Here is a 20861-nt window from a genome sequence, read left to right as displayed (position 1 = left end):
TGATGTCGTTGAAAGTCGAACCCATCCTGCCCAATTTCGGTGCCGTATGTTCCGGACTGGACCTGACGCAGCCGCTGTCGGCGGACGAAGTCAAGCAGATCACCGATGCGATGGACAAGTACGGCGTCACTGTCTGGCGCAACACCGGGCTGACGGACGAGCAACACGTCGAATTCAGCCGCAATTTCGGCTACCTCGAACGCGTGCCCAAGCGCCCCGACGGCGCCAAGATGCGCCTTCCCTACCGTGAATTGTTCGACGCTTCGAACCTCAATCTCGAAGGCGAAATCACCACCGATCCCGCCGCCGTGGAATACCGCAAGGGCGACCGGCTGTGGCACACCGACAGCGCCTTCCTCGAAAAGCGCACGAGCTATTCGATCCTGCTCGCGCACATCACCCCGCCGCCGGAAGCCGGGGGTGAGACCTGGTTCGCCGATGCGCGCACGGCCTATGAAGACCTGCCGCAGGAAACCAAGGACCTGATCGAGGACAAGGTCGGCATCAACTCGCTGTGGTGGAGCCGCAAGAAGGCCGGGGCCGACGTGGCCGAGGAAGAAATCCTCGAACGCCCGCTGGCGCGCCACCCGATCGTCCACACCCATGCCGGGTCGGGCCGCAAGAGCCTGTTCATCGCTGCCCACACCATGGACATCGAAGGCATGGAAGGCCCCGAGGGCCGTCAGCTGATCGCGGATCTGATCGCTCACACCACGCAGCCACAGTACACCTTCAAGTGGTCGTGGCAGCCGGGCGACATGGTGATCTGGGACAACCTCGCCACCATGCACCGCGGCGGCGAATACGACTACACCGCCTACAAGCGCGACATGCGCCGCACGACCGTGCGCGAAGGCACCGAACCGCACCTGATGGAAACGGGCGACGACCCCTACACGGCGCTGTTCGCCAAGAGCCCCAAGGCCGTCGACATCAATTCGGCGCGCGACGCTGGGCGTTAGGTGACGATTGCCGTTTGACTGGTAATCCCGGTTTGACTGGCATGGGCAGTTGCCGGAACCTTGATGGTTCCGCACCTATGGCTAGCAACAGGGAACCATTTTGACCGACACGCCACCCCAGATCGACATGCCGCAGCAGACCGATGGCCGGACCGAAGTCGGCCGCAAGCGGCGTGCGGAAACGCGGGCGCGCATTATCGCGGCTGCGTTTGCTATCTTCGGTGAAGAGAACGGCCTGTTCGCGCGGATCGAAGATATCGTGGAGCAGGCCGGCGTCACCCGGGCGACCTTCTACAATCACTTCTCCGGCATGGTGGACCTGCGCGAGGCGGTGACGCGCGAGGTAACGCACGATTTCCTTGAGGCAGTCACGGCCACCGTTTCACAGATCCCCGACTCGCGTGAGCAGTGCACCGTTGCCGTGCGCTATTATCTGCGGCGCGCGCAGAAGGACCGGCGCTGGGCATGGTCTATGCTCAACATGAGCGCTTCAGGCGAGATCTTCGGGGCGGAGACAGTCCGCCAGGCCCTGCGCACCATTACCGACGGGGTGGACAACGGCTCGCTGCCGATCCCCTCGGCGGAACTGGGGCGCGATATCCTGCTGGGCGCGACGTTGGCGGCCATGGGTTCCATCGCCAAGCGCGACATGCCGGAGAACTATCCGGAGGTGGTAGCCGGATATATCCTGTGCGGGCTGGGCGTCGATCGCGATGCCGCCAAGTCCATCGCTCACCTGCCTTTGCCACCGCTCGAGGCTGCGGCAGCGAATGATTGAAGCGACAGCCAATATGTTTAATTGACAAATTGTCCATTGTAATTATCACCTGACCCGACAAGGCGGAAAATCGCCGATCGGGAGAGGAACACATGCAAGTCGGGCAGGGACGCTGGATGGCGCTCGCAATTGGATTGTCGCTGGTCGCCGGAAGTAGACTGGTTGCCGCCAGCTCGGTCGAGGCAAGCGCCCAGGCGACTTACGAGATCGAGCCGCGCGAACCCGAATATCTCTATGCGCGCACCTGCGGCTACTGCCACGGGCACAACATTGCGCCGATCATTCGCGGACGCAGCCTGCCGCCCGCCGTGATCGAGTCCATCGTGCGGTCCGGCATGGGAGCCATGCCTGCCTTCAAACCCACTGAAATAACTGACAACGAGCTGGACGCGCTGGCCGAATGGCTCTCGCAATCCGAGGCCGATCCAGAGGAGCACGGCGGATGAGCAATGGATTTTCCCGTCGCGAGGTGATGGCCATTGGCGGCGCTGTGGCGAGTACGGCGGCGCTGACCCCGCTCGCCCGTGCGCGCATGATGCCGCAGGACATGGACCGTGACCAGTTCGTCGCCGTCGTGCGCGAATTGCGCGCCATCGTGGGTGAAGACTGGGTCTTTGCCGACGAGGCCAGCACCATTTCCTATCGCAAGAGCGGCATTCCCGACCTGCGCGGCGAGCACATACCCAGTGGTGCCGTGGCCCCTGCCAGCGTGGAACAGGTGCAGGCGATCCTGGCCGTGGCCAACCGCTATCGCCTGCCGCTGTGGCCGATCTCCACCGGCAAGAACATGGGCTACGGCATGGCCACGCCCGCCAGCAGCGGCCAGATGATCCTCGACCTCAAGCGGATGAACCGCATCCTCGATTTCGATGCCGAACTGGGCACGATCCTGGTGGAGCCGGGGGTCACCTACCAGCAGATCCACGACTATATCGAGGATAACGACCTGCCGTACTGGATCGACGTGCCCACTGTTGGCCCGATCGTCTCGATGATGGGCAATACGCTGGAACGCGGCGTCGGCTATACGCCCTATGGCGATCACTTCTTCATGCAGTGCGGCATGGAAGTGGTGCTGGCCGATGGCACGGTGCTCAAGACGGGCATGGGCTCGATCGAGAACGGCAACACCTGGCAGGCGTTCAAGTGGGGCTATGGCCCCTATCTCGACGGCATTTTCACCCAGTCCAACTTCGGTATCGTGACCAAGCTGGGCATGTGGCTGATGCCGCGACCGCCGGTCTACAAGCCTTTCATGGTGCGTTCGCCGAACGTGGAAGACGTGGCGGCGATCACCGACACCATCCGCCCGTTCCGCATGAACAACCTCATCCCCAACGGCGTGCTGATCATGGGCGCGCTCTACCAGATGTCGATGTTCAACAGCCGGGCAGACCTGTGGGACGGTGAAGGCGTGATCCCGCTCGACGTGATCCAGCGCCACGCGCGTGCCAACGATATCGGCATGTGGAACACCTTCTACGCGCTCTACGGCACGGAAGAGATGATCGCGGCGATGGAGCCGATCCTGACGGGAGCCTTCGAGGCAACCGGGGCCGACGTGCTGACCGCAGCCGAGATGCGCGGCAACCCCTACTTCGAGCACAACGAAACGCTGATGCGCGGCGGCATGACGCTGGAGGAAAAGGGCCTGGTCCGTTGGTGGGGCCGCAGCGGCGGCGCGGTCGCCTTTGCCCCGGTGGCGCCTGCCAAGGGCGTGGAAACGATCGGGCAAACCGAGCTGGCCACCGAGATCATGAACAAGTGGGGTTTCGACTATGCCCCTGCCTACGCCGTCGGCGGGCGCGAGTTGCACCACATCATCTTCCTGATGTTCGACAAGGGCGACGACGAGCACTCCGCCAAGGCGGAACAGTGCATGGAGGAGATGATCACCCGCTTCGGCGAACGCGGCTGGGCGGCCTATCGCTCGTCGGTCTCGACCATGGACCTGGTGGCGGACCAGTATGGCGCGGCCAACCGCGAGGTGAATGCCCGCATCAAGCAGGCGCTTGATCCCAACCACATCATCGCTCCGGGCAAGCAGGGCATTGCCTGACCGGTGCGATGCCGGCCCCGCTCTCCCATCCCATCTGGCGGGGCCGGCCCCTCATTCTGACTGACGAGGTGCGACCATGAGTGACGTGCAGTACTACTTCCCCGGCAAGGTGGCCCTGGTGACGGGGGGTGCCACAGGTATCGGCCGCGCGGTGTCCACGGCCTTTGCCGAGCGCGGCGCCAAGGTGATGATCGGCGATATCGACGACCGCGCCGAGGAAACCGTGGCCATCATAGAACAGGCCGGCGGGGAGGCCGACTTCATCCGCACCGACGTGCGCGACAAGGCTGCGGTCGATGCGCTGGTAGCGCTGACGGTCACCCGCTTCGGCGGCATGCACATGGCCTTCAACAATGCCGGTATCCTGCCAGAACAGCGCCTGATCCACGAAGTGACCGAGGACGAGCTGGACCTTGCCATCGACGTGGACTTCAAGGGCGTGTTCTATTCGATGCAGTCAGAGATCCGTCACTTCCTGCAAGCGGGCGGCGGGGCCATCGTCAACACGGCATCGGTCGGCGCGCTGATCGCGGACCCGAACATGAGCGTCTACTGCGCCATGAAGCACGCGGTGTCCGGCCTGACCAAGGCAGCTGCTGTGGAATATGCGCAGAAAGGCATCCGCGTGAACTGCGTCGCACCCGGCTTCGTGCGCACCCCGATGACCCAGCACTGGGCCGACAGCAGCGACTTCACCGACATGTTCTTCCAGCACAATATCTCGGGCCGCTATGCCCAGCCCGAAGAGATCGCCGGAACCGTGCTGCACCTGTGTTCCGACGCCGCCAGCTTCGTCAACGGCGCGACCTGGACCATCGATGGCGGCCAGACCGCGCACTGATTGCGGCCCAAACGAAGAAAGGCCCGGCCCCTTTTGCAGGGGCCAGGCCTGATTGTTCACGGCAGCCGGCAGGTGCCGGCTCCCACAGCTGTCAAACTGTTAGGGCAGGATGGCAGTCAGCAGCGAAGTGCTGACCGAAATCGCCGCAAGCGTCGACAGCAGACGGTTGGCAATAGTGGACATTCTTGGTCTCCGGTTTCCCCGTTGATCGGGGAGCGGTCGCGCATATGGTGCGGCGCAACATAATTGGCAAATGACCAATTCGCGACATGTGTTGCGTATTTTTCAACATAGCGGCGTGGCGGTTGCCTGCCGCGCAAGCAAAGCCGCCCGATCGTCGCAAGTTTGTCGATTGGGCCCCGGAGTTACAGGCCTAGCTGACCAGCAAGGCGAGGTTGACCAGGCCCACACCGCTGCGGATCAGGCCGATTTCGCGGGCAGCGGCGTACGACAGGTCGATCACCCGGTTGCCGTGATAGGGTCCGCGATCGTTGATGCGCACGACCACGCTATCGCCGTTGCGCGGATTGGTCACGCGCACTTCGCTGCCCAGCGGCAGGGTGCGGTGGGCAGCGGTGAGCTGTCGTGGATCGAAAACCTCGCCATTGGCGGTGAGGTTTCCTGCCAGTTCGTCACCGTAATAGCTCGCATTGCCAAGGCCGAGACTGCTTTCCTGCGGGGCGGGATGGGCGGCCACCGGCTCAAGCTCGCTGACCGGCATGGATTCCACGCTTGCGCGCCCAGCGCCCAGTTTGACAACTTCCGGCGCGGTGCTCTCGTGCATCAGCGCGCCCCCCAAGCCTAGTGACAGTACGGCGAACAGGCCGGCGCCGAGCAAGGCCATTTGCCGCTGGGACTTCAGCCGCAAGAGCATCCGCAGCCGCTCCCGGCGGCTGGGCAAGGTGTTGCTGTCATGGGCGGCGGTTTCGGGATTCGTCATACCCAATCAAGGGATGAGCCGTGGACGATGTTCCGAAAAAGAAAGACGCCCGGCCCCCTGCGTGGAGGGCCGGGCGTCTCGTTTACCTGCTTGTCGCGGGGATCAGAAAATACGGCAGGCCGTCTCCGCCGGAGCGTCGAGCAGCTTTTCGAGCTCGTCGTCCAGCTTGAGCATGGTCAGCGAGCAGCCGGCCATTTCGATGGCGGTGCAGTATTCGCCGACGTAGTTGCGGGCGATGGTCAGGCCGGTTTCGCCAGCCAGCTTGGCAGCTTCGTTGTAGACCACGTAGAGTTCGGCCGGCGGGGTGCCGCCAAGGCCGTTCACCATCATGGCGACGCGGTCGCCCGAGCTGAAGGGCAGGTCCGACTGCACGGCGTCGTAGAGGATCTTGGTGATCTCTGCGGCGCTCTTGATCTTGGTGCGTTCGCGGCCTGGTTCGCCGTGGATACCCACGCCGATTTCCATTTCGTCGTCACCGATGTCGAAGATCACATCGCCCTTGGCAGGCGGGATGCAGCTGGTCAGCGCGACGCCCATCGAGCGGACGTTGTTGTTCACCTTCTCGGCCACGGCGACCACTTCTTCAAGGCTCGCACCAGCTTCGGCAGCAGCGCCGCAAGCCTTCATGACGAAGAAGTTGCCGGCCACGCCGCGGCGACCGACAGTGTACAGGCTGTCCTGCACGGCGACGTCGTCGTTGATGTGGAACTGGACGACCTTGATGCCTTCGGCTTCGGCCATTTCGCTGGCCATGTCCCAGGCCATGCGGTCACCCTGGTAGTTGTTCACCAGCACCAGCACACCGGCGTCGGTGGCGACCGACTTGATCGTTTCGTAGCAGGCGTCGACCGGCGGGGCGGCGAAGACCGGGCCCTGGCAGGCGGCGGTCAGCATGCCGGGGCCGACAGCCATGACGTGTGCCGGTTCGTGGCCCGAGCCCGAACCCTGGACGATGGCGACCTTCGAGGGATCGACGTTCTTGCGCTTGATCAGCTGGAATTCGGGCATGGCCTCCAGCAGGTCAGAATTGGCGGCGATCACACCGGCCATGAATTCGGGAACGAAGTTCTCCGGATTATTGACGAATTTCTTCATGTTTCATTCCTCTCATGCGTGAAACAATTGGTCTTAATTACAGATCCTTGACGCTGGAAACCTGCAGTTCGCGGGCGTTCGGCGTGTAGTCGACGCCGTAGGCCTTGCACCAGTCGCGCAGGATCGTGGCCACGCCGACAATGCCCGGATCGGGCGTGTTGGCGCTGCGCTCACCCACCTGGCTGGCGCGGCCCCGATGGGCGACCGAGCTGCGCGTCTCGTCGATGGCCTTGTCGGCCTCGGCCGTGATGGCGGCCAGCACGGCACCCATGTCCGATCCATCCATCTCCTGCATCTTGTCGTGGATCGGCCAGAGCGCGTCGAGCAGCGTCTTGTCGCCGCGCTTGGCCCCCCCACGCGCGACGATGCCTTCGATGGCGGAGCCGAGCATTTCGGTCAGCTGCTGGTAGCTGACTTCTTCCAGCCCCTTGCCGACCATGCCTGCGCGCATGAAGCCCGTGCCCCAGATCGGGCCGGACGAGCCGCCGACGTGCTTGGAACAGATCATCGAGATCTTCAGCATCATGGCGCCGATGGCGCTCTTGTCGATCTCCGGCAGGTCTTTCTTGATGACCTTGAAGCCGGTGGCGAGCGAGGTGCCGAAGTCACCGTCGCCGGCCAGGCCGTCGAGGTCGGAAAAGTACTTTTCGTTGGCGATCACCGTGTCGCAGGTGATGTCGATGGCCTTCTCGAAATCAGCAATCGTAAACGTCGTCATCAATCTCTCCCTGGGCTGCCGGTTATGCGGTCAGCGCGGACAAGTCTGCAAGGGTAACTTCCGGGTTCGGCGCGTCTCCCAGTTCGGGAACGACGCGCGCGGCCTCGGTGAAGTCTTCATCCACCGTATAGGTGCTGGTGGTGATGAGCGTGGGGTATCCCGCACCGGTCGAGGCGAGCAGGCCGTTGCGGCTGTCCTCGATCACCACGCATTCCTTCGGGTCGAGGCCCAGCGACTTGGTGGCGAGGTGATAGATTTCCGGATCGGGCTTCTTCTTCGACACCACGTCGCCCGCATGGACGAACTCGAAAGCGGCTTTGCGCTCCGGCCCGAACAGGTCGAGCACGGCGTCGATGAACTTGGGGTTGGACGTGGTGCAGACGCCGAGGCGCACACCATTGGCCATGGCTTCGTCCACGATGCGCAGGACACCGGGGCGAACCGGCAGGTCCTTGACGATCGCGGAGACCTGCGCGGTCTTGTACTTGTGCAGGGCGGCAATCAGTTCCGCCTTGCCGCCATATTCGGCCACCTTGTCTTCCGGCCAGCCGGCTTCATCGAAGTAGGCGGTCATGCGTTCCTTGCCGCCGGCGACCAGCAGCATCTTGGCATAGAAATCGACAGACCATTCGGCGTCGATCCCGAAGTGTTCGAAGGCCTGGTTGAAGCCGACCCGGTGCGCATCGCGCTCGGTATCGACCAGCACGCCGTCGCAATCGAAAATGATCGCCGAGACCATCAGGCAGTCTCTTTCAGCGAGGCAAGGAACTGGCTGCCATGGCCCTTGCCGCCGAACTTCTCGATGAAGCCGCCGAACAGCGACTTGCACGCCTGGTACTGGGCGTCGATCACGCGCAGCGGCTCGTAGTCGTCGGGATTGGCCTTGCGATAGGCTTCGAAGCTCTCGACGAAGACGTGCTTCAGGTTGGTCGAGATGTTCACCTTGGCGCTGCCGCGGGCGATGGCCTTGGCAAAGGTCTCGTCCGACAGGCCGGTGCCGCCGTGCAGCGCCATCGGCGTGTTGGTGGCAGCGTTGATGGCGGCGATACGGTCGAAGTCGACCTTGGGCTCACCCTTGTAGAAGCCGTGCGCAGTGCCGACGGCGCAAGCGAAGGCCGACAGGTCCAGCGCATCGCAGAACTTCCTGGCGTCTTCCGGATCGGTCAGCACCGAATCCTCTTCCGCGACGACCATGTCGTCTTCCACGCCCATGATCTGGCCCAGTTCGGCTTCCATGCCGACGCCGTACTTTTCGGCGATGTTGCGCACCTTCTTCGACATTTCGAGGTTTTCCTCGAACGGGAATTCGCTGGCGTCGATCATGATCGAGGTCCACCCGGTCTGCGCGCACTTCTCGATCATCGCGAGGTCCTTGCAGTGATCGAGATGCAGCACCACGGGTACCGGCGAATTCTCGGCGCAGGTACGCACCCAGCTGACGATTTCCTCGTGGCTGTAATAGTCGATGGTCTTCGACGAGGTCTGGCAGATGACCGGTGCGTCGAGTTCCTCGGCCGCTTTCACCATGCCCTTCGTGGTGTTGTAGTCGACCAGGTTGAACGCCGCGACGGCATAGCCGTTGTCCATGGCGTGGCGAAGCAAGGGCTTCATATTAACAAGTGGCATGTCGTGCTCCCTACGAGTGCCGTCCAAGAAAAAGGCGGCCGGTGATTGTGTCCGGCTGCATCGAATCGGGTCCATAGCCTCTGGTGCGGCGGCAAACCACCCGTGATTGCGCAGCTGAACGCCTTCGAGATTGAATATGTCCGGAATTGTGGCTCGCCGCGGCGCAATGCTGCTGCCTGCCACACCCATGGCGTTCCGGGGGCGCGCGCAGCTTCATAGTCTGGGCCTCATTCCTGGGGGCAAGTTACCGGGGAAACGGAGGAACCAATGAAGAAGTTGACCGCATACGCGGCCGCTGTCGTGCTGGCCGCATCCTGCAACGTGGCGCTGCCGACGGCTGCCAGTGCTGCCGCCAATGACGAGGTGCAGGTCTGCCGCCTGCTGGTGGAGCTGCAGTTTTTCGATAGCCACGGCGCATGCATGAGCCAACTGCGCACCAATGCGCCGCGCACCTGCCGCCAGCTGCGCGACTACGATGCGCTCGACTTCTTCAATTTCCGCAACGTGGGTGACTGCGTCTCGGCCTTCCGCGCCGCGACCTGAACCGGCCATCCCCGTGCGGCAGCCCGCGACCGCTGCTGCGCAACCCGGCCCGGAACCTGGACAGTCTTCCTGCCCGAGGTTCCGGGCCCTTTTCGTGCCTGACAGCTTCAGTCGATCGACAGCTGGCCGGTGCGCAGCGCGGTATAGACCGCTTCGCCGCGCGAATGGACGGCCAGCTTGCGGTAGATCGACTTGACGTGGTTGCCCACGGTCAGCGGCGAAATGTCGAGCGCGCGGGCGGCTTCCTTGTAGCTCATGCCGCGGGCGAAGACTTCCAGCAGCTCCACCTCACGCGCGGTGAGCGAGGCGGTCTCCTCGTCACCGTTCGCCTCGGCATTGGCGGTGATCGCCGGCTTGCTGCCCTGCAGCCGCTCGAGCAGGTAGGCCGCCGCTGCCGGGCTGATCGGCGCGCCGCCGTTCAGCGTGGCGGCGATCCCGTCGAGGATGGTGGCGGGGCTGGAATCCTTCAGCAGGTAGCCGTCCGCACCAGCCTCCAACGCGGAGACCACGGTCTCCCGGTCGCCGAAACTGGTGATCATGAGCACCTTGCAGTCGCGCTGCTTCTTGGCGAACTCGATGAAGTCGACCCCGCTGCCATCAGGCAGGCCGACATCGACCAGGAACAGGTCCGGCTGCTTGCGCACCATCATGTCGCGCGCGCGGGCGATGGTGGGGGCGGTGCCAGCCAGGTCGTAGTCCGGGCAAGTGGTGACGATATCGGTCAGGTGCTCGCGGATCGCGGGATCATCGTCGAGTATCGCAATGCGTGCATTAGCCATGACTTGTTGCCCTGTTGCGGCCTTCCGGCCCGCCCTGTTCTTGTGGCAGCTCGATCCGGGCAACGGTCTGTTCGCCTTCGCGCCGGAGGGTGAAGCTCCCCCCGATGGCGCTGGCGCGCGCCGTCATGTTCTCCAGGCCTCTGCCGCCGGGTCGTTCATCGCCCAGCAAGGTACCGTTATCGCAGACCGAGATGGCGTGCGATGCCACATTTACGGTCACCACAGTGCCGTCCGAATGCTTCAGCGCATTGGTGAGTGCTTCCTGCAATACGCGGAAGACCTGCAATACTGCTCGCGGGGAGAGGTTTGGCAGATATCCCTCCGCGGTGTCATTCCATTCAATGGCAAAACCCGCGCCTGTCGCCCGCTCGGCCGCGCGTTCGCGGAACAGCGCCAGTGCCGAAGCGAGCGATTCCCCGACAGAGTCCATGGAATCGATCATCAGCCGCATCTCGTCGAGCGCCCCTTGCAGCCCGCGCGTGACCCGCTCCGGGTCGGCCTTGCCGCGCCGCGCCAGCAGCAGCAGGCTCATCAGCTGCGAACCGAGTCCGTCGTGCATGTCGGCCATGATCCGCCGCCGCTCGTCCTGGTGCGCCTGTTCGCGCAGCAGCACCTTCTCGCGCTGGTGCGCCGTGGCCAGTTCGGCCGTGCGTTCGTCCAGCTGGCCTTGCAGCAGCGTGTTGATCTCTTCGGAAGAGCGGAACAGGCGGATGTTGCGGGCGAAGAAGGCCGCGGCCAGCGCCACCAGCAGGAACGGCAAGATGTAATCCGTGGGCGAACCGATGTTGAGGTCGAAGATCTCGCCCAGCGCTTCGCCCGCCAGCACCGTGGCGCAGAGCACGAAGACCGCGAATTCCCACGTATGTTCGCGCCCGATATGGCGCACCTTCCATGCCAGCAGGCCCAGCACGGCCAGCGCCAGCACGCCGCTGACGATGTAGGAGAACATGGCGGCAAGGTTGGTCCCCGCATCGCCCGCGTTGGCGAGGTTGAAGATCACCACGCCTGCCGCATAGATCACCAGCGATGCGGGCAGTACATAGGGCAGGCGGTGGCCGGCCCAGTTGTTGGTCATGTTCACCCAGGCCACGGGGATCAGCATCATCGCGCAGCTCGATACCAGTGCGAACAGGCGACCGGTGAACCACGGGTCGGCCCAGTCCGACTGGAAGATAAGGAAGGCCCATGACCCCGACAGCGTTCCCAGCCAGAACAGGTAGCGCTGGAACCCGCCGCGCGCCCAGCCGACAAAGGCCAGCAGTGCCACCAATGCGCCGATCACCGAGCAGATCAGCAGGTATTCGTTGAGCAGGAAATTGCGGAAGCCGAATTGCGCGATCACCGCGTCGTATTCGCCCAGGTAGGGGCTGGCGGCGAAGAACCCGCCGGTGCCTTCCTCGCTGACGAGGACATAGGTCAGCTGGTTCTCGCCCAGGTTCAGCAGCCCGGCAGGCAAGCGGTTGATCCCGCGATAGGCGCGCCCGTGGTAGGAGATGTCGGGCAGTTCCATGCGCCCTTCGGCGTAGTGCTGACTGCCGTTGATCCAGGCGGTGTAATTGTCCGCGCCGATGATCGGCACCTCGCCGATGCCGGTGGGCGGGATCTCGTCGAGCGCGAAGGTGACGCGCACGGCGCGGTAGCCTTCTTCGCAGCATTCCTCCCACGGCACGTCGACGGCGTGGTAGCTGGCGCTGCTGGCCGCTTCCCATGTCGGCGCGTCGATTTCGGCGACTTCGATGGCTGTCGGCTGGATGCGGTCGAGCGGACGCTGCACGGGCTCGAACAGCGGGCCGAGGAACAGCCAGTAGGCTGCCTGCAACACGACGATGGCCAGCGCCAGCTGCCGCCAGTCACGCTGTCTTGCTGTCTGCATGGTCCCCACCAGCGAAAGCCCCCGATGCCATCTCCGCTTGCTGCCGTGTTTATGGCAGGCCACCGGCGAAAGTCATGCCATATGCTTGGCAGGCCTGAACTTTTCGCTGGCGCTGCCCAGAGCCCTGCCGCGCCTGGTTGGAAGTGCTAGCTGCGCAAGTCGATTGACGGCGCCTAGGCGCACCAGCTAATGGCGCGCTCCTTCGGGAATGCGGGTGTAGCTCAATGGTAGAGCAGGAGCTTCCCAAGCTTAAGACGAGGGTTCGATTCCCTTCACCCGCTCCACCTCTTCGCCGCGCGAGCGGCTTTCCATCACCTCAGCTTCGGTACCGTAACAGCGCCTCGAGGCGCAGGGACCACTTGCGATAGGGCGTGCCGGCATAGTCGGCTGTGCCGAGCGGCCGCGCGCCCAGACGGGTGAGGGCGCGTTCGGACCGGGATAGCGGCAGGAGGAAGGTCACCTCCTCTATCTTCGTATGCAGCCTGGCCCATTCGAAGGCCTGGACGGCAATGGCATGGCCCTGCCGGAAGAATGCGGGGCGCAGGACCAGCCCGAAATCCCAGGCGTCACCTTCGCGCTGGAAACCTCCCCAGCCGACGTAGTCGTCGCCGCGCAGGATGGCCCAGTGGCCCAGACCGTCACGCTCCCAGCATTCCTCCTTTGCCTGCACCAGTTGGCCGATGAAGGCTTCGTCGATGGCAGGTGGCAGCAGCGGCAGGTGCCGCGCCACGCGCGGATCGCGCAGGTGGGCGAGAAGTGCCGCCGGAGAGATCACGGCCAGCCGTGTGAAGCGGAACGGACCGAGGCGGTCGAGCTTGGCCGTGTTGCTTTCGAGATGGATCATGGGAAATCACGCCGCTGCCAGGATTGCAGATACCCGTTCGCGCAGCACGCCCAGAAGGTCACTTTCGAACCACGGATTTTGCGCCAGCCAGCGCTGGTTGCGCGGGCTGGGGTGGGGCAGCACCACCTGTTCCGGCAAGGTCTCGCGCCAGCGTGAAACGGCTTGCGTCACCGTCTGGCGCGGTCCTTCGCAATGCCAGCTCGCGGCATATTGTCCGAGGACGATGGTCAGTTGCACCTGTCCGAGGCGGCGGAGCAGGTCCTGCCGCCACAGGTCGGCGCAGACGGGTGGCGGCGGCAGGTCACCGCTGCTTCCCGTGCCGGGATAACAGAAGGCCATGGGCACGATGGCGAACAGCGCCGGATCGTAAAAGGTTTCGCGGTCCACCCCCAGCCACTGGCGCAGGCGATCCCCCGACGGATCGTCGAAGGGAATGCCCTTGGCGTGGGTCCTGCTGCCGGGGGCCTGCCCGGCAATAAGGATCTTGGCTGCCGGGTCCCATTGCAGGATCGGGCGCGGCCCCAGCGGCAGCGACGCACAGTTCCGGCAGCCGCGCACGGAGGCGAGGAGTTGCTTGTCCGCAAGGGCTGCCGGGCTGGTCATCGCATCACTCTTCCAACGGTTTCGCAGCCTGGCTCACGCCACCTGCAGGCCGATCGCCAGGATCGCTGCCCAGGACACCAGGTAGGACGGGGTCCGCAGGTAGGGAACGCCAAGCGAGTAGACGATATAGTGCGCCACGCGGGCATAGTAGAACACCGAAGCCCACAGGTTGACGCTGGCGGCATCGATCCGGTCGGGCAGCATGGCCGCTGCCAGCACCACTGCGATGAAGGCGGGAAGCGTCTCGACCATGTTGAGGTGCGCCCGCTTGACGCGCTGCGCCCACAGCGGCGGTTCGGGCTCCGTTGCAGGAAAGCCGGCCGGGTAGTTGCCGAGGAAGTCCTTGAAGCCCCAGACGAAGAGCCGGGACAGGATGTAGGGAACCCACATCAGGACGGTGAACACGCCGGCAAGGGCGAGGAAGTGATAGGCCTGTTCCATTTGCTCGACTCCCCTTACGCGGCAAAGCCGTTGTGGATCGCTTCGAGCTTGTGGCCGAAGGGATCGATGACGAAACCGGCGTAGACGTCGGCGGCGGGATAGTCGGGACGCGGCCCGGGCTTGCCCGCACACATGCCGCCAGCCTTGAGCGAAGCGGCGTGGAAGTGATCCACATTGGCCGGGGTTTCGGCTTGAAAGGCCACGTGGGTGCCGTTGCCGCGGGTGAAGTCGTCTCCGTCCGCCGGGACCATGACGAGGAACTGCACTGCGTCCTTGCCGTAGGCGGCAAAGGCGCCGTTGGCGGCAAGGCACGACAGGCCGAGCGACGCCATGACGGGATCGTAGAAGCGGCGGGCCGCGTCGATCGCGGGCACGCCCAGGCTGATATGGTCGAGAATGTTCATGCAATAATTCCTTGTCTTGGTGGACGGCGGCCACCCGCCCTGCGGGCAGAGATCGGGGTGCCGGCAGGACGAGCGCCGCCGTCCGCGCGGCCGCTACGGAGTCGGGCGGCCGCGACGCTGTGGATGGTTGTCTGTTTGGGGGATTCTGGTGCCGGTGCCGGCTAGCTGGTCGAGCGGGTTACGATGCGTTGCAGTGGTTCCTCCGGGGTTGCGTTGATGACGCGGCGGAGATGCGCGAGGCGGGACGCATGGGCAAGGCAGGTGACCGAATTAGGGATTTGCAGCTAAGCAGATCGGACGATCTGCAAATTCAAGCGGCCGAACGGGTCCGGAAACTGGTGGGGGACTCGCCGAACATGTTGGCAAAGGCGCGGGTGAAGGCAGCGGGCGACTGGTAGCCGATGCGGGCCGCGACCTCCTGCACCGGCACCTTGCCTTCGCGCAGCAGGGCGCAGGCTTTCTGCAGACGCCATTCGGCGAGGTAGGTCAGCGGGCCGCAGCCCACCAGTTCCTGGAACCGCGCGGCGAAGCGGCTGCGCGACATGGCCGCCTCGCTGGCCAGTGCCTCGACCGTCCACTGCGAGGCGACGTCGCGGTGCATGGCCTCGATCGCGCGCGAGATCTTCGGGTCGCCCAGGGCTTCGAACAGCCGGGCCAGTTCGGGCGACTGGGCGGCGGTGGAACGGACGGTTTCGATGAACATGATTTCCGACAGGCGGCGCACGACCGCAGAGGTGCCGGGGGCGGTGCCGTCCATCTGGCCAGCCATCAGCCGCAGCGTCTCGTCGAGCCAATAGGTGGACCGGCGCAGTCCCGCGCTGACGTGGATGACGGGCGGCAGTGCCCGCAACAGCGGGTGGTTGCTGCCTTCGGCGAAGGTGAAGTGGCCGCACATGAGCCTGGTCGCGGTGTTCGCGTTGCCCTTGCCGACGACAAGGGTGCCGCTGCCGCTATAGCCCGCATCCTGCAGCACCGTTTCGAGGCCTACCGGCCTGCGCTCGGCGCTGTCCGAAATGGCATGGGCCGCGCCTGCCGGGATGAGGGCGAAATCGCCTTGCCGCATGTGGTGCGCCTCGCCCTCGCCGGCGCGAATGAAGCATTCGCCCTGCACCACGTAATGGAAACGGATCGCAGCGGCATAGCTGGGGACGCCGACCGACCATGGACGGTTGAAGCAGGTGTTGAAATAGAACTGGCCCTGCAGCGAGAGTGAATCGAGGATGTCACTGAGCAAGTCCATGCGACTCTACCTGTCCTGCGGGCGCCATGGTTGGCGACCCGATAATCCGGAATGCCCAAGCGGTGTAACCGGATGCACTGCAACACCTTGCGCGAGAATTGGCACTGGGCGCAAGCACTACGAGACGATCTGCAAAGCGCGCGGCCGTGCTCCTGCCTGACCTGATCGGTTCGCCGCAGGCGGCTTGAAGGCATGAACTGGCTTGTGCTTAGAAACGCACGGAAAAACCGATTTCCAAGCATGAAAAGGGGATGGAATTGCTTCGTTACAAGACCAAGATGCTCGCACCCTGTGTCGCACTCGCCTCGCTGGCGCTGTCCGCCTGTGGCGCGACCGGATCCGACATGGACGGCGCCTGGGTTACGGCCAGCATGAACGATGCCATGGAATGTTCCATGGGCCGCGTCATGGTGATCGACGGCGACCGGATCGACTTCGGTATTGCCGGGCAGGTCGTGCAGTCGTTTGAAGGCTTGCAGACCGAAGCCGCGGAAAACGGCAATGTTGTCATGCGCTCTGACAGCGCGACCTTTGAATTCCGTCCTGGTGCCACGCCCGACGAAATGACGATCGTTGCCGGCCCCATGGTGTTCGAACACCACACCTCGCGCCTGCCCATGGATCTGGGCCGCTGCGGCGGCTAATCCGCGCTAGCCGACATTCTCGCAGGCGATGCGGCGTGTGCTGTGGGAATCCCGGCGCACGCTGCCGCTGCGATCGCGGAAGACGGTGAAGCTGTAGAGGTTGCAGCGGTCCGGATTGTCCGGGTCCTGCGCGGCGATGGCCGCGTCGCGGGTCTGGCCGATGACGCGGCCATATTCCACCTTGTCGCTCCACCCGCTGGTCACGGCGATGCGCATGATGCGGTAGGGGATGCCGCTGGTGGGCCAGGCCTGCCGGAACGGCGCCTCGGCATCCGGGCCGCTGGCGACTGCGGCGGGCATGCGGACGTTGCGCGCTGCCTCCAGTGCGGCGGCGTCGAACCCGGCTGCGGCCTGTTCACGCGATACCAGCATGGCCAGCGCGGCCTCCGTCTTGCGCTTCTCGGCGGCGAAGTCCACGCGGTCCGGGAAGAGGCGCGTCGCGGCGTGGAGCTCGGTATCCTGCACCAGGATCTCGTTGTAAGCCGATGCGGCGAGCCACGGGGTGGTGCCGGCGTTGCGGTCCACCCGCTCCATCGACCAGTCGATCGTCCCCTCGGTGCGCCGCGCGCGGTTCTCTGCCGTCACCAGCTTGGCGCGCAGGTCGCGCTCCCACTGCTCGGCGCTCACACCGGGATAGTCGCGCGCCACCAGTCGCTCGACGGCGGCATTGTGCGCGGCGATCATCTCGTCGAGCTGGCGGTTGTGCTCGGGGCTTTCGGCAGTTCCGGGCGGGGTCAGGCCGCCGAGGACGATGCCCATGTCCTCGCGGTAGCGTTCGCGCGCGTCGGGGCGTTCCTCCTCCACCGGAGCCGTGGTGGTTGCGCCGGAGGTCTGCGGCGTTGCCTCTTCCGCCGCTGGGCGCGGGGCAGGGCGGGGCGGCGGAGGCGCGCTCGGCAGGCGGACTTGCGGCACACGGAACTGCGCCGTCGCCACTTGCGGGACAAAGGCGCCAGACAGCGCCAACGCGGCGGCAAGAAGGCATGGCTTGGACAGCATGGCAGGCGGCTCCATCGGGCGATTTGCGCTGCCAAGAGTGCCGGACCGGCCAGGCACGATAAATGCCACAGCCGTGGGGGCGCAAATATGGCACCCATTTTAACCGCCTCGTGTTAGGCCAGGCGCATCATGCCGGCCTTCTTCCTCACCTTCCTCGCGGTCGCCGTCGCCATGCTGGCGGGACGCGATGCCGTGCGGGTTGCGCGGCTGAAGGCATCCTTGGGGTGGGCCGGACCGCTGACCGTCACCGTGCTGCTGGCAGCGCTGGCGGGGGCTGCCCTGGCGGCATGGATCGCGGACAGCCTGATCCCGCTCATCCCGCCGCAATTCAAGCCGGTGACGGTCGCTGTTGCGCTGGGCCTCGCCGGGCTGGAGGTGCTGCTGCGCTCCCCGCCGGAGAAGCCGCGCGAGCCCACGCGCTCGATGGGCGCGATAACGCTGGTGCTGCTGCTGGGCATGGTGACCGACGCCAGCGGCTTCATCATCCTGTCGCTGGCCATTGCCACGGGTGAACCGCTGCTGGCGGCGGCAGGCGGCGCCTTCGGGGCCGTGGTCGTCCTGTTCGGCGCGATCATTGCGGGCGAGGACTGGCAGGCGCTGCCCCTGGAAGCAATCCGCCGGGTGGTCGGCGCGGGCCTGCTGCTGGTCGCGGTTGTGCTCCTGATTTTCGCGCAGAACCTGTTCGGCTGATCGCCAAAGTCGATCAAAGTAACCTGCCATTGTCGTGAAACCCGATGCTTGCTGACCCGTTGGTTAGGCAAACAAGCAATTCAAAGGACACGAAAATGGCTACTACCGGGGACAATTCGAAGACCGCGCTGATCGAGGGGCTGAATGGCCTGCTCGCCGATCACCTTGCGCTCTATTTCAAGACCAAGAACTTCCACTGGCACGTGACCGGTCCGCGCTTTCGCGACCTGCACCTGCTGTTCGACGAACAGGCGCTGGAGATCCAGGGCCAGATCGACGCCATTGGCGAGCGCGTGCGCAAGAACGGCGCGAAGACGCTGACCTCGATCGGTGCGGTTGCCCAGCACACACAGATCGCTGACCAGGACGACACCGAGCTGTCGCCGGAGAACATGCTGACCGAATTGCGCGACGACAACGCCAAGCTGGTGGAGCGGCTGAAGGGCCTGAAGGAGCATGCCGAGAAGGCGGGTGACAATGCCACCGACGGCCTGCTCGACGACTGGACCGACATGGCAGAGGAGCGCGTGTGGTTCCTCAATTCGACCCTCAACTAGATTTTGCGTTGTCGGCTCATGGCTCCAACCGCTAGGCGAGGGGCCATGGCCGACATCGATATCATCGAAAATGCGACGGACGGTGACATTGCCGCCCATATCGAAGCTGCGCTGAAGCGCGCACTGGCTGCCGGAGGACCGGTGGCCATTAGCGTTCCCGGCGGTTCCACCCCGTTTCCCATCATGCAGAAGCTGGTCGCGGCTGATTTCGACTGGTCGCGCGTTACCGTCTGGCCGGGCGATGACCGCGTCGTTCCGGAAGGCCATGCAGCCAGCAATACCGGCAAGATCCGTGCCCTGTTCGAGCCGGCTGGCGCGTCCGTTGCCACCTTGCACGAAGATGCACGGCCGCCGCATTTCGCGCTGGTCTGGCTGGGCATGGGCGCGGACGGTCACATCGCCTCGCTGTTTCCCAACACCGATCCGCAGGTCGATGACGCGCAAGTCGTGCGCCGCCTAACGCCCGACCCGCTGCCGCCCGAGGCACCGTTCGACCGCCTGACCCTGACCATTCCCGCCTTGCTCGACGCCGACGCGCTGATGTTCGTCATCCGCGGTGGCGACAAGCGCGCCGTGTTCGATGCGGCTGCTGCAGGTGAAAGCGACCTGCCTGTCGCGCGCCTGTTGGGCGCAGCCAGCCAGACGGTGACATGCTTTACCTGATCCCCGCGAGACTGCACCGCGCGGCCATGCCGCTGGGCTATGTCCTGTGGCGGGCCTACATCCGTATCGTGCGCCCTGACGTGGCGAGCGTTTCGGTCTTTATCGAGGATGACGAGGGACGCATCCTCCTGATCCGCCAGAGTTACGGCACCCGCGACTGGACCATGCCGGCCGGCGGCACCAAGCGCAACGAGGATCCCGAACTGGCCATCCGGCGCGAGGTCCAGGAGGAGCTGAGCTGCGAGCTTCATACCCTCGAACTGCTGCGTCACGCCGAAGAATCGGTATTTGGCGCGCCGCACCGCGCCTCGATCTTTCGTGCGCGCGCAGCCAGCGAACCGGTGGCCGACCGGCGCGAGGTGGTAGAGGTGCGCTGGTTCGCGCTCGATGACTTGCCCGACAACCTGACGAGCGTGACGCGGCGGCGGCTGGAACTGCTACAGCAAGGATAGTTGCGCGGTGTCGCGCGGGGGGGCGTCGCCTTCGTCGCTCTCGAGGTTGCTCAGTGTCAGGCCCATCAGCCGGATCGGCATGGGCATGGGCAATTCGTTGTCCAGCAGTTCGCGCGCCAGCCGCGCAAATTCCGCCTTGTCGGCGACCGCTTGGGGCAAGGATCGCGAGCGGGTGGCGGTCTGGAAATCGTTGTACTTCATCTTCAGCGTCACCGTGCGGCCCTGCGCCTCTTTCTCGGCGATCCTGTCCCAGACGATGGAGATGATCCGCTCCAGCGTGTCGCGCAGTTCGTCTTCGGCGGAGATGTCTTCGTTGAAGGTGCGTTCCCCGCCGATGGACTTGCGGATGCGGTTGGCGCGGACGGGGCGCAGGTCGATCCCCCGCGCGGCGCGGTAGAGGTAGTCGCCGAAGCTGCCGAAGTGCTGGCCCAGCCAGGCGCGGTCCTTTTCAGCGAGGTCGGCGCCCGTCTCGATCCCCAGCCGCGCCATCTTTTCCGCACCCTTCGGCCCCACGCCATGGAACCGCCGCACCGGCAGCGACTGCACGAATCGCGCACCTTCGCCCGGACGGATGACGCAGATACCGTCAGGCTTGTTCTGGTCGCTGGCGAGCTTGGCGAGGAACTTGTTGTAGGAGACCCCCGCACTGGCGGTGAGCCGCGTCTCCTCCTTTATCCGCGCCCGGATCTGCTGGGCGATGGCCGTCGCGCTACCGATGCCGTGCAGGTCCTCGGTGACGTCGAGATAGGCCTCGTCGAGGCTGAGCGGTTCGACATGCGGGGTATAGTGGCGGAAAATCGCGCGGATCTGTCGGCTGACCTCCTGGTAGACGTCGAAGCGGTGCTTCACGAAGATCAGGTCCGGGCATTTTCGCCTGGCTGTCACCGATGGCATGGCCGAACGCACGCCGAACTTGCGCGCTTCATAGCTCGCCGCTGCCACCACGCCGCGCCCGGAAGATCCGCCCACGGCCACCGGTTTTCCCCGCAAGTCCGGGTTGTCGCGCTGTTCGACGCTGGCGAAAAAGGCATCCATGTCGACGTGGATGATCTTGCGCAGCCCCTGCGCTTCTTCCTCCTCCCCGCCAGCTTGTGCCTCGTCCGCCATAGGTCC

Annotated in this window: 25 protein-coding genes and 1 tRNA gene; 12 read left to right on the top strand and 14 right to left on the bottom strand. The window is 64.8% G+C overall.

The window, feature by feature from the left end; translation table 11 throughout:
- Nucleotides 1-2: 2 nt before the first annotated feature.
- From AAEO60_RS11495 to AAEO60_RS11475, 5 genes are all read left to right on the top strand, one after another.
- Nucleotides 3-962 carry a TauD/TfdA dioxygenase family protein gene (locus tag AAEO60_RS11495; protein WP_341673855.1) on the top strand — a complete coding sequence of 320 codons (960 nt, stop codon included), beginning with the start codon at nt 3-5 and terminating at the stop codon, nt 960-962.
- Nucleotides 963-1062: 100 nt separating this feature from the next.
- A complete protein-coding gene (locus tag AAEO60_RS11490; RefSeq protein ID WP_341673854.1) occupies nt 1063-1740 on the top strand; it encodes a TetR/AcrR family transcriptional regulator in 678 nt (225 codons plus the stop codon).
- Between the two features lie 116 nt (nt 1741-1856).
- Nucleotides 1857-2186 (top strand): c-type cytochrome, encoded by a 330-nt coding sequence (locus AAEO60_RS11485; RefSeq protein WP_341673853.1) that lies wholly within the window; start codon nt 1857-1859, stop codon nt 2184-2186.
- Nucleotides 2183-3799, top strand: coding sequence for an FAD-binding oxidoreductase (locus AAEO60_RS11480; RefSeq protein WP_341673852.1), 1617 nt, complete (start codon nt 2183-2185; stop codon nt 3797-3799). Before AAEO60_RS11485 ends, AAEO60_RS11480 begins: the two co-directional genes overlap by 4 nt.
- A gap of 76 nt (nt 3800-3875) precedes the next feature.
- Nucleotides 3876-4640 (top strand): SDR family NAD(P)-dependent oxidoreductase, encoded by a 765-nt coding sequence (locus AAEO60_RS11475; RefSeq protein ID WP_341673851.1) that lies wholly within the window; start codon nt 3876-3878, stop codon nt 4638-4640.
- Nucleotides 4641-5013: 373 nt separating this feature from the next.
- On the opposite strand, the gene AAEO60_RS11470 is transcribed toward AAEO60_RS11475, so the two are convergent.
- The 5 genes from AAEO60_RS11470 to AAEO60_RS11450 form a co-directional block, all read right to left on the bottom strand.
- Nucleotides 5014-5580, bottom strand: coding sequence for a septal ring lytic transglycosylase RlpA family protein (locus tag AAEO60_RS11470; RefSeq protein ID WP_341673850.1), 567 nt, complete (start codon nt 5578-5580; stop codon nt 5014-5016).
- Between the two features lie 102 nt (nt 5581-5682).
- Entirely contained in the window at nt 5683-6675 is a 993-nt protein-coding gene (gene dhaK, locus AAEO60_RS11465) for a dihydroxyacetone kinase subunit DhaK (protein WP_341673849.1), read from the bottom strand.
- Between the two features lie 37 nt (nt 6676-6712).
- Nucleotides 6713-7393, bottom strand: coding sequence for a dihydroxyacetone kinase subunit DhaL (gene dhaL / locus AAEO60_RS11460; protein ID WP_341673848.1), 681 nt, complete (start codon nt 7391-7393; stop codon nt 6713-6715).
- Nucleotides 7394-7415: 22 nt separating this feature from the next.
- Complete coding sequence (locus AAEO60_RS11455; protein WP_341673847.1) at nt 7416-8132, bottom strand: HAD-IA family hydrolase; 717 nt, start codon at nt 8130-8132, stop codon at nt 7416-7418.
- The gene (locus AAEO60_RS11450) at nt 8132-9019 is read right to left on the bottom strand and encodes a class II fructose-bisphosphate aldolase (RefSeq protein ID WP_341673846.1); all 888 of its coding nucleotides are present in this window, start codon (nt 9017-9019) and stop codon (nt 8132-8134) included. The genes AAEO60_RS11455 and AAEO60_RS11450 overlap by 1 nt, the downstream gene beginning before the upstream one ends.
- Before the next feature lie 267 nt (nt 9020-9286).
- Between AAEO60_RS11450 and AAEO60_RS11445 the strand changes: the two genes are divergently transcribed.
- The gene (locus tag AAEO60_RS11445) at nt 9287-9562 is read left to right on the top strand and encodes a hypothetical protein (RefSeq protein ID WP_341673845.1); all 276 of its coding nucleotides are present in this window, start codon (nt 9287-9289) and stop codon (nt 9560-9562) included.
- Between the two features lie 107 nt (nt 9563-9669).
- Here AAEO60_RS11445 and AAEO60_RS11440 read toward each other — a convergent pair whose 3' ends face one another.
- On the bottom strand, nt 9670-10341 hold the full coding sequence (locus AAEO60_RS11440; protein ID WP_341673844.1) for a response regulator: 672 nt from the start codon (nt 10339-10341) through the stop codon (nt 9670-9672).
- Nucleotides 10334-12214, bottom strand: coding sequence for a sensor histidine kinase (locus AAEO60_RS11435; RefSeq protein WP_341673843.1), 1881 nt, complete (start codon nt 12212-12214; stop codon nt 10334-10336). Before AAEO60_RS11435 ends, AAEO60_RS11440 begins: the two co-directional genes overlap by 8 nt.
- A gap of 210 nt (nt 12215-12424) precedes the next feature.
- On the opposite strand from AAEO60_RS11435, the gene AAEO60_RS11430 reads away from it, so the two are divergent.
- Nucleotides 12425-12498, top strand: a tRNA-Gly gene (locus AAEO60_RS11430).
- Nucleotides 12499-12530: 32 nt separating this feature from the next.
- Here AAEO60_RS11430 and AAEO60_RS11425 read toward each other — a convergent pair.
- The 5 genes from AAEO60_RS11425 to AAEO60_RS11405 form a co-directional block, all read right to left on the bottom strand.
- On the bottom strand, nt 12531-13058 hold the full coding sequence (locus tag AAEO60_RS11425) for a GNAT family N-acetyltransferase (protein WP_341673842.1): 528 nt from the start codon (nt 13056-13058) through the stop codon (nt 12531-12533).
- A 6-nt stretch (nt 13059-13064) separates the two neighbouring features.
- On the bottom strand, nt 13065-13661 hold the full coding sequence (locus tag AAEO60_RS11420; RefSeq protein ID WP_341673841.1) for a uracil-DNA glycosylase family protein: 597 nt from the start codon (nt 13659-13661) through the stop codon (nt 13065-13067).
- Between the two features lie 33 nt (nt 13662-13694).
- Complete coding sequence (locus AAEO60_RS11415; RefSeq protein WP_341673840.1) at nt 13695-14102, bottom strand: MAPEG family protein; 408 nt, start codon at nt 14100-14102, stop codon at nt 13695-13697.
- Nucleotides 14103-14116: 14 nt separating this feature from the next.
- Nucleotides 14117-14506, bottom strand: a complete 390-nt coding sequence (locus AAEO60_RS11410) for a VOC family protein (protein WP_341673839.1) — start codon at nt 14504-14506, stop codon at nt 14117-14119.
- A gap of 310 nt (nt 14507-14816) precedes the next feature.
- Nucleotides 14817-15746 carry an AraC family transcriptional regulator gene (locus AAEO60_RS11405; RefSeq protein WP_341673838.1) on the bottom strand — a complete coding sequence of 310 codons (930 nt, stop codon included), beginning with the start codon at nt 15744-15746 and terminating at the stop codon, nt 14817-14819.
- Nucleotides 15747-15997: 251 nt separating this feature from the next.
- Between AAEO60_RS11405 and AAEO60_RS11400 the strand changes: the two genes are divergently transcribed.
- Nucleotides 15998-16390: a hypothetical protein gene (locus tag AAEO60_RS11400; RefSeq protein ID WP_341673837.1), complete on the top strand. Its 393-nt coding sequence runs from the start codon at nt 15998-16000 to the stop codon at nt 16388-16390.
- Between the two features lie 6 nt (nt 16391-16396).
- On the opposite strand, the gene AAEO60_RS11395 is transcribed toward AAEO60_RS11400, so the two are convergent.
- Nucleotides 16397-17386 (bottom strand): hypothetical protein, encoded by a 990-nt coding sequence (locus tag AAEO60_RS11395; RefSeq protein WP_341673836.1) that lies wholly within the window; start codon nt 17384-17386, stop codon nt 16397-16399.
- A gap of 129 nt (nt 17387-17515) precedes the next feature.
- Here AAEO60_RS11395 and AAEO60_RS11390 point away from each other — a divergent pair, with 129 nt between their 5' ends.
- The 4 genes from AAEO60_RS11390 (at nt 17516) to AAEO60_RS11375 (ending at nt 19748) form a co-directional block, all read left to right on the top strand.
- Nucleotides 17516-18076: a hypothetical protein gene (locus tag AAEO60_RS11390; RefSeq protein WP_341673835.1), complete on the top strand. Its 561-nt coding sequence runs from the start codon at nt 17516-17518 to the stop codon at nt 18074-18076.
- A 95-nt stretch (nt 18077-18171) separates the two neighbouring features.
- Complete coding sequence (locus tag AAEO60_RS11385; protein WP_341673834.1) at nt 18172-18633, top strand: Dps family protein; 462 nt, start codon at nt 18172-18174, stop codon at nt 18631-18633.
- A 45-nt stretch (nt 18634-18678) separates the two neighbouring features.
- Entirely contained in the window at nt 18679-19296 is a 618-nt protein-coding gene (locus tag AAEO60_RS11380) for a 6-phosphogluconolactonase (protein ID WP_341673833.1), read from the top strand.
- Nucleotides 19284-19748: an NUDIX domain-containing protein gene (locus AAEO60_RS11375; protein WP_341673832.1), complete on the top strand. Its 465-nt coding sequence runs from the start codon at nt 19284-19286 to the stop codon at nt 19746-19748. The genes AAEO60_RS11380 and AAEO60_RS11375 overlap by 13 nt, the downstream gene beginning before the upstream one ends.
- On the opposite strand, the gene dinB is transcribed toward AAEO60_RS11375, so the two are convergent.
- Nucleotides 19734-20855, bottom strand: a complete 1122-nt coding sequence (gene dinB / locus AAEO60_RS11370) for a DNA polymerase IV (RefSeq protein ID WP_341673831.1) — start codon at nt 20853-20855, stop codon at nt 19734-19736. The two genes, AAEO60_RS11375 and dinB, sit on opposite strands and share 15 nt — an antisense overlap.
- Nucleotides 20856-20861: the final 6 nt, after the last annotated feature.

The sequence above is a fragment of the Aurantiacibacter gilvus genome, from assembly GCF_038289935.1.
Taxonomy (GTDB): domain Bacteria; phylum Pseudomonadota; class Alphaproteobacteria; order Sphingomonadales; family Sphingomonadaceae; genus Alteraurantiacibacter; species Alteraurantiacibacter gilvus.
The sequence above is the reverse complement of the archived record's forward strand: the minus strand, read 5'-3'. Positions and strand labels throughout refer to the sequence as shown.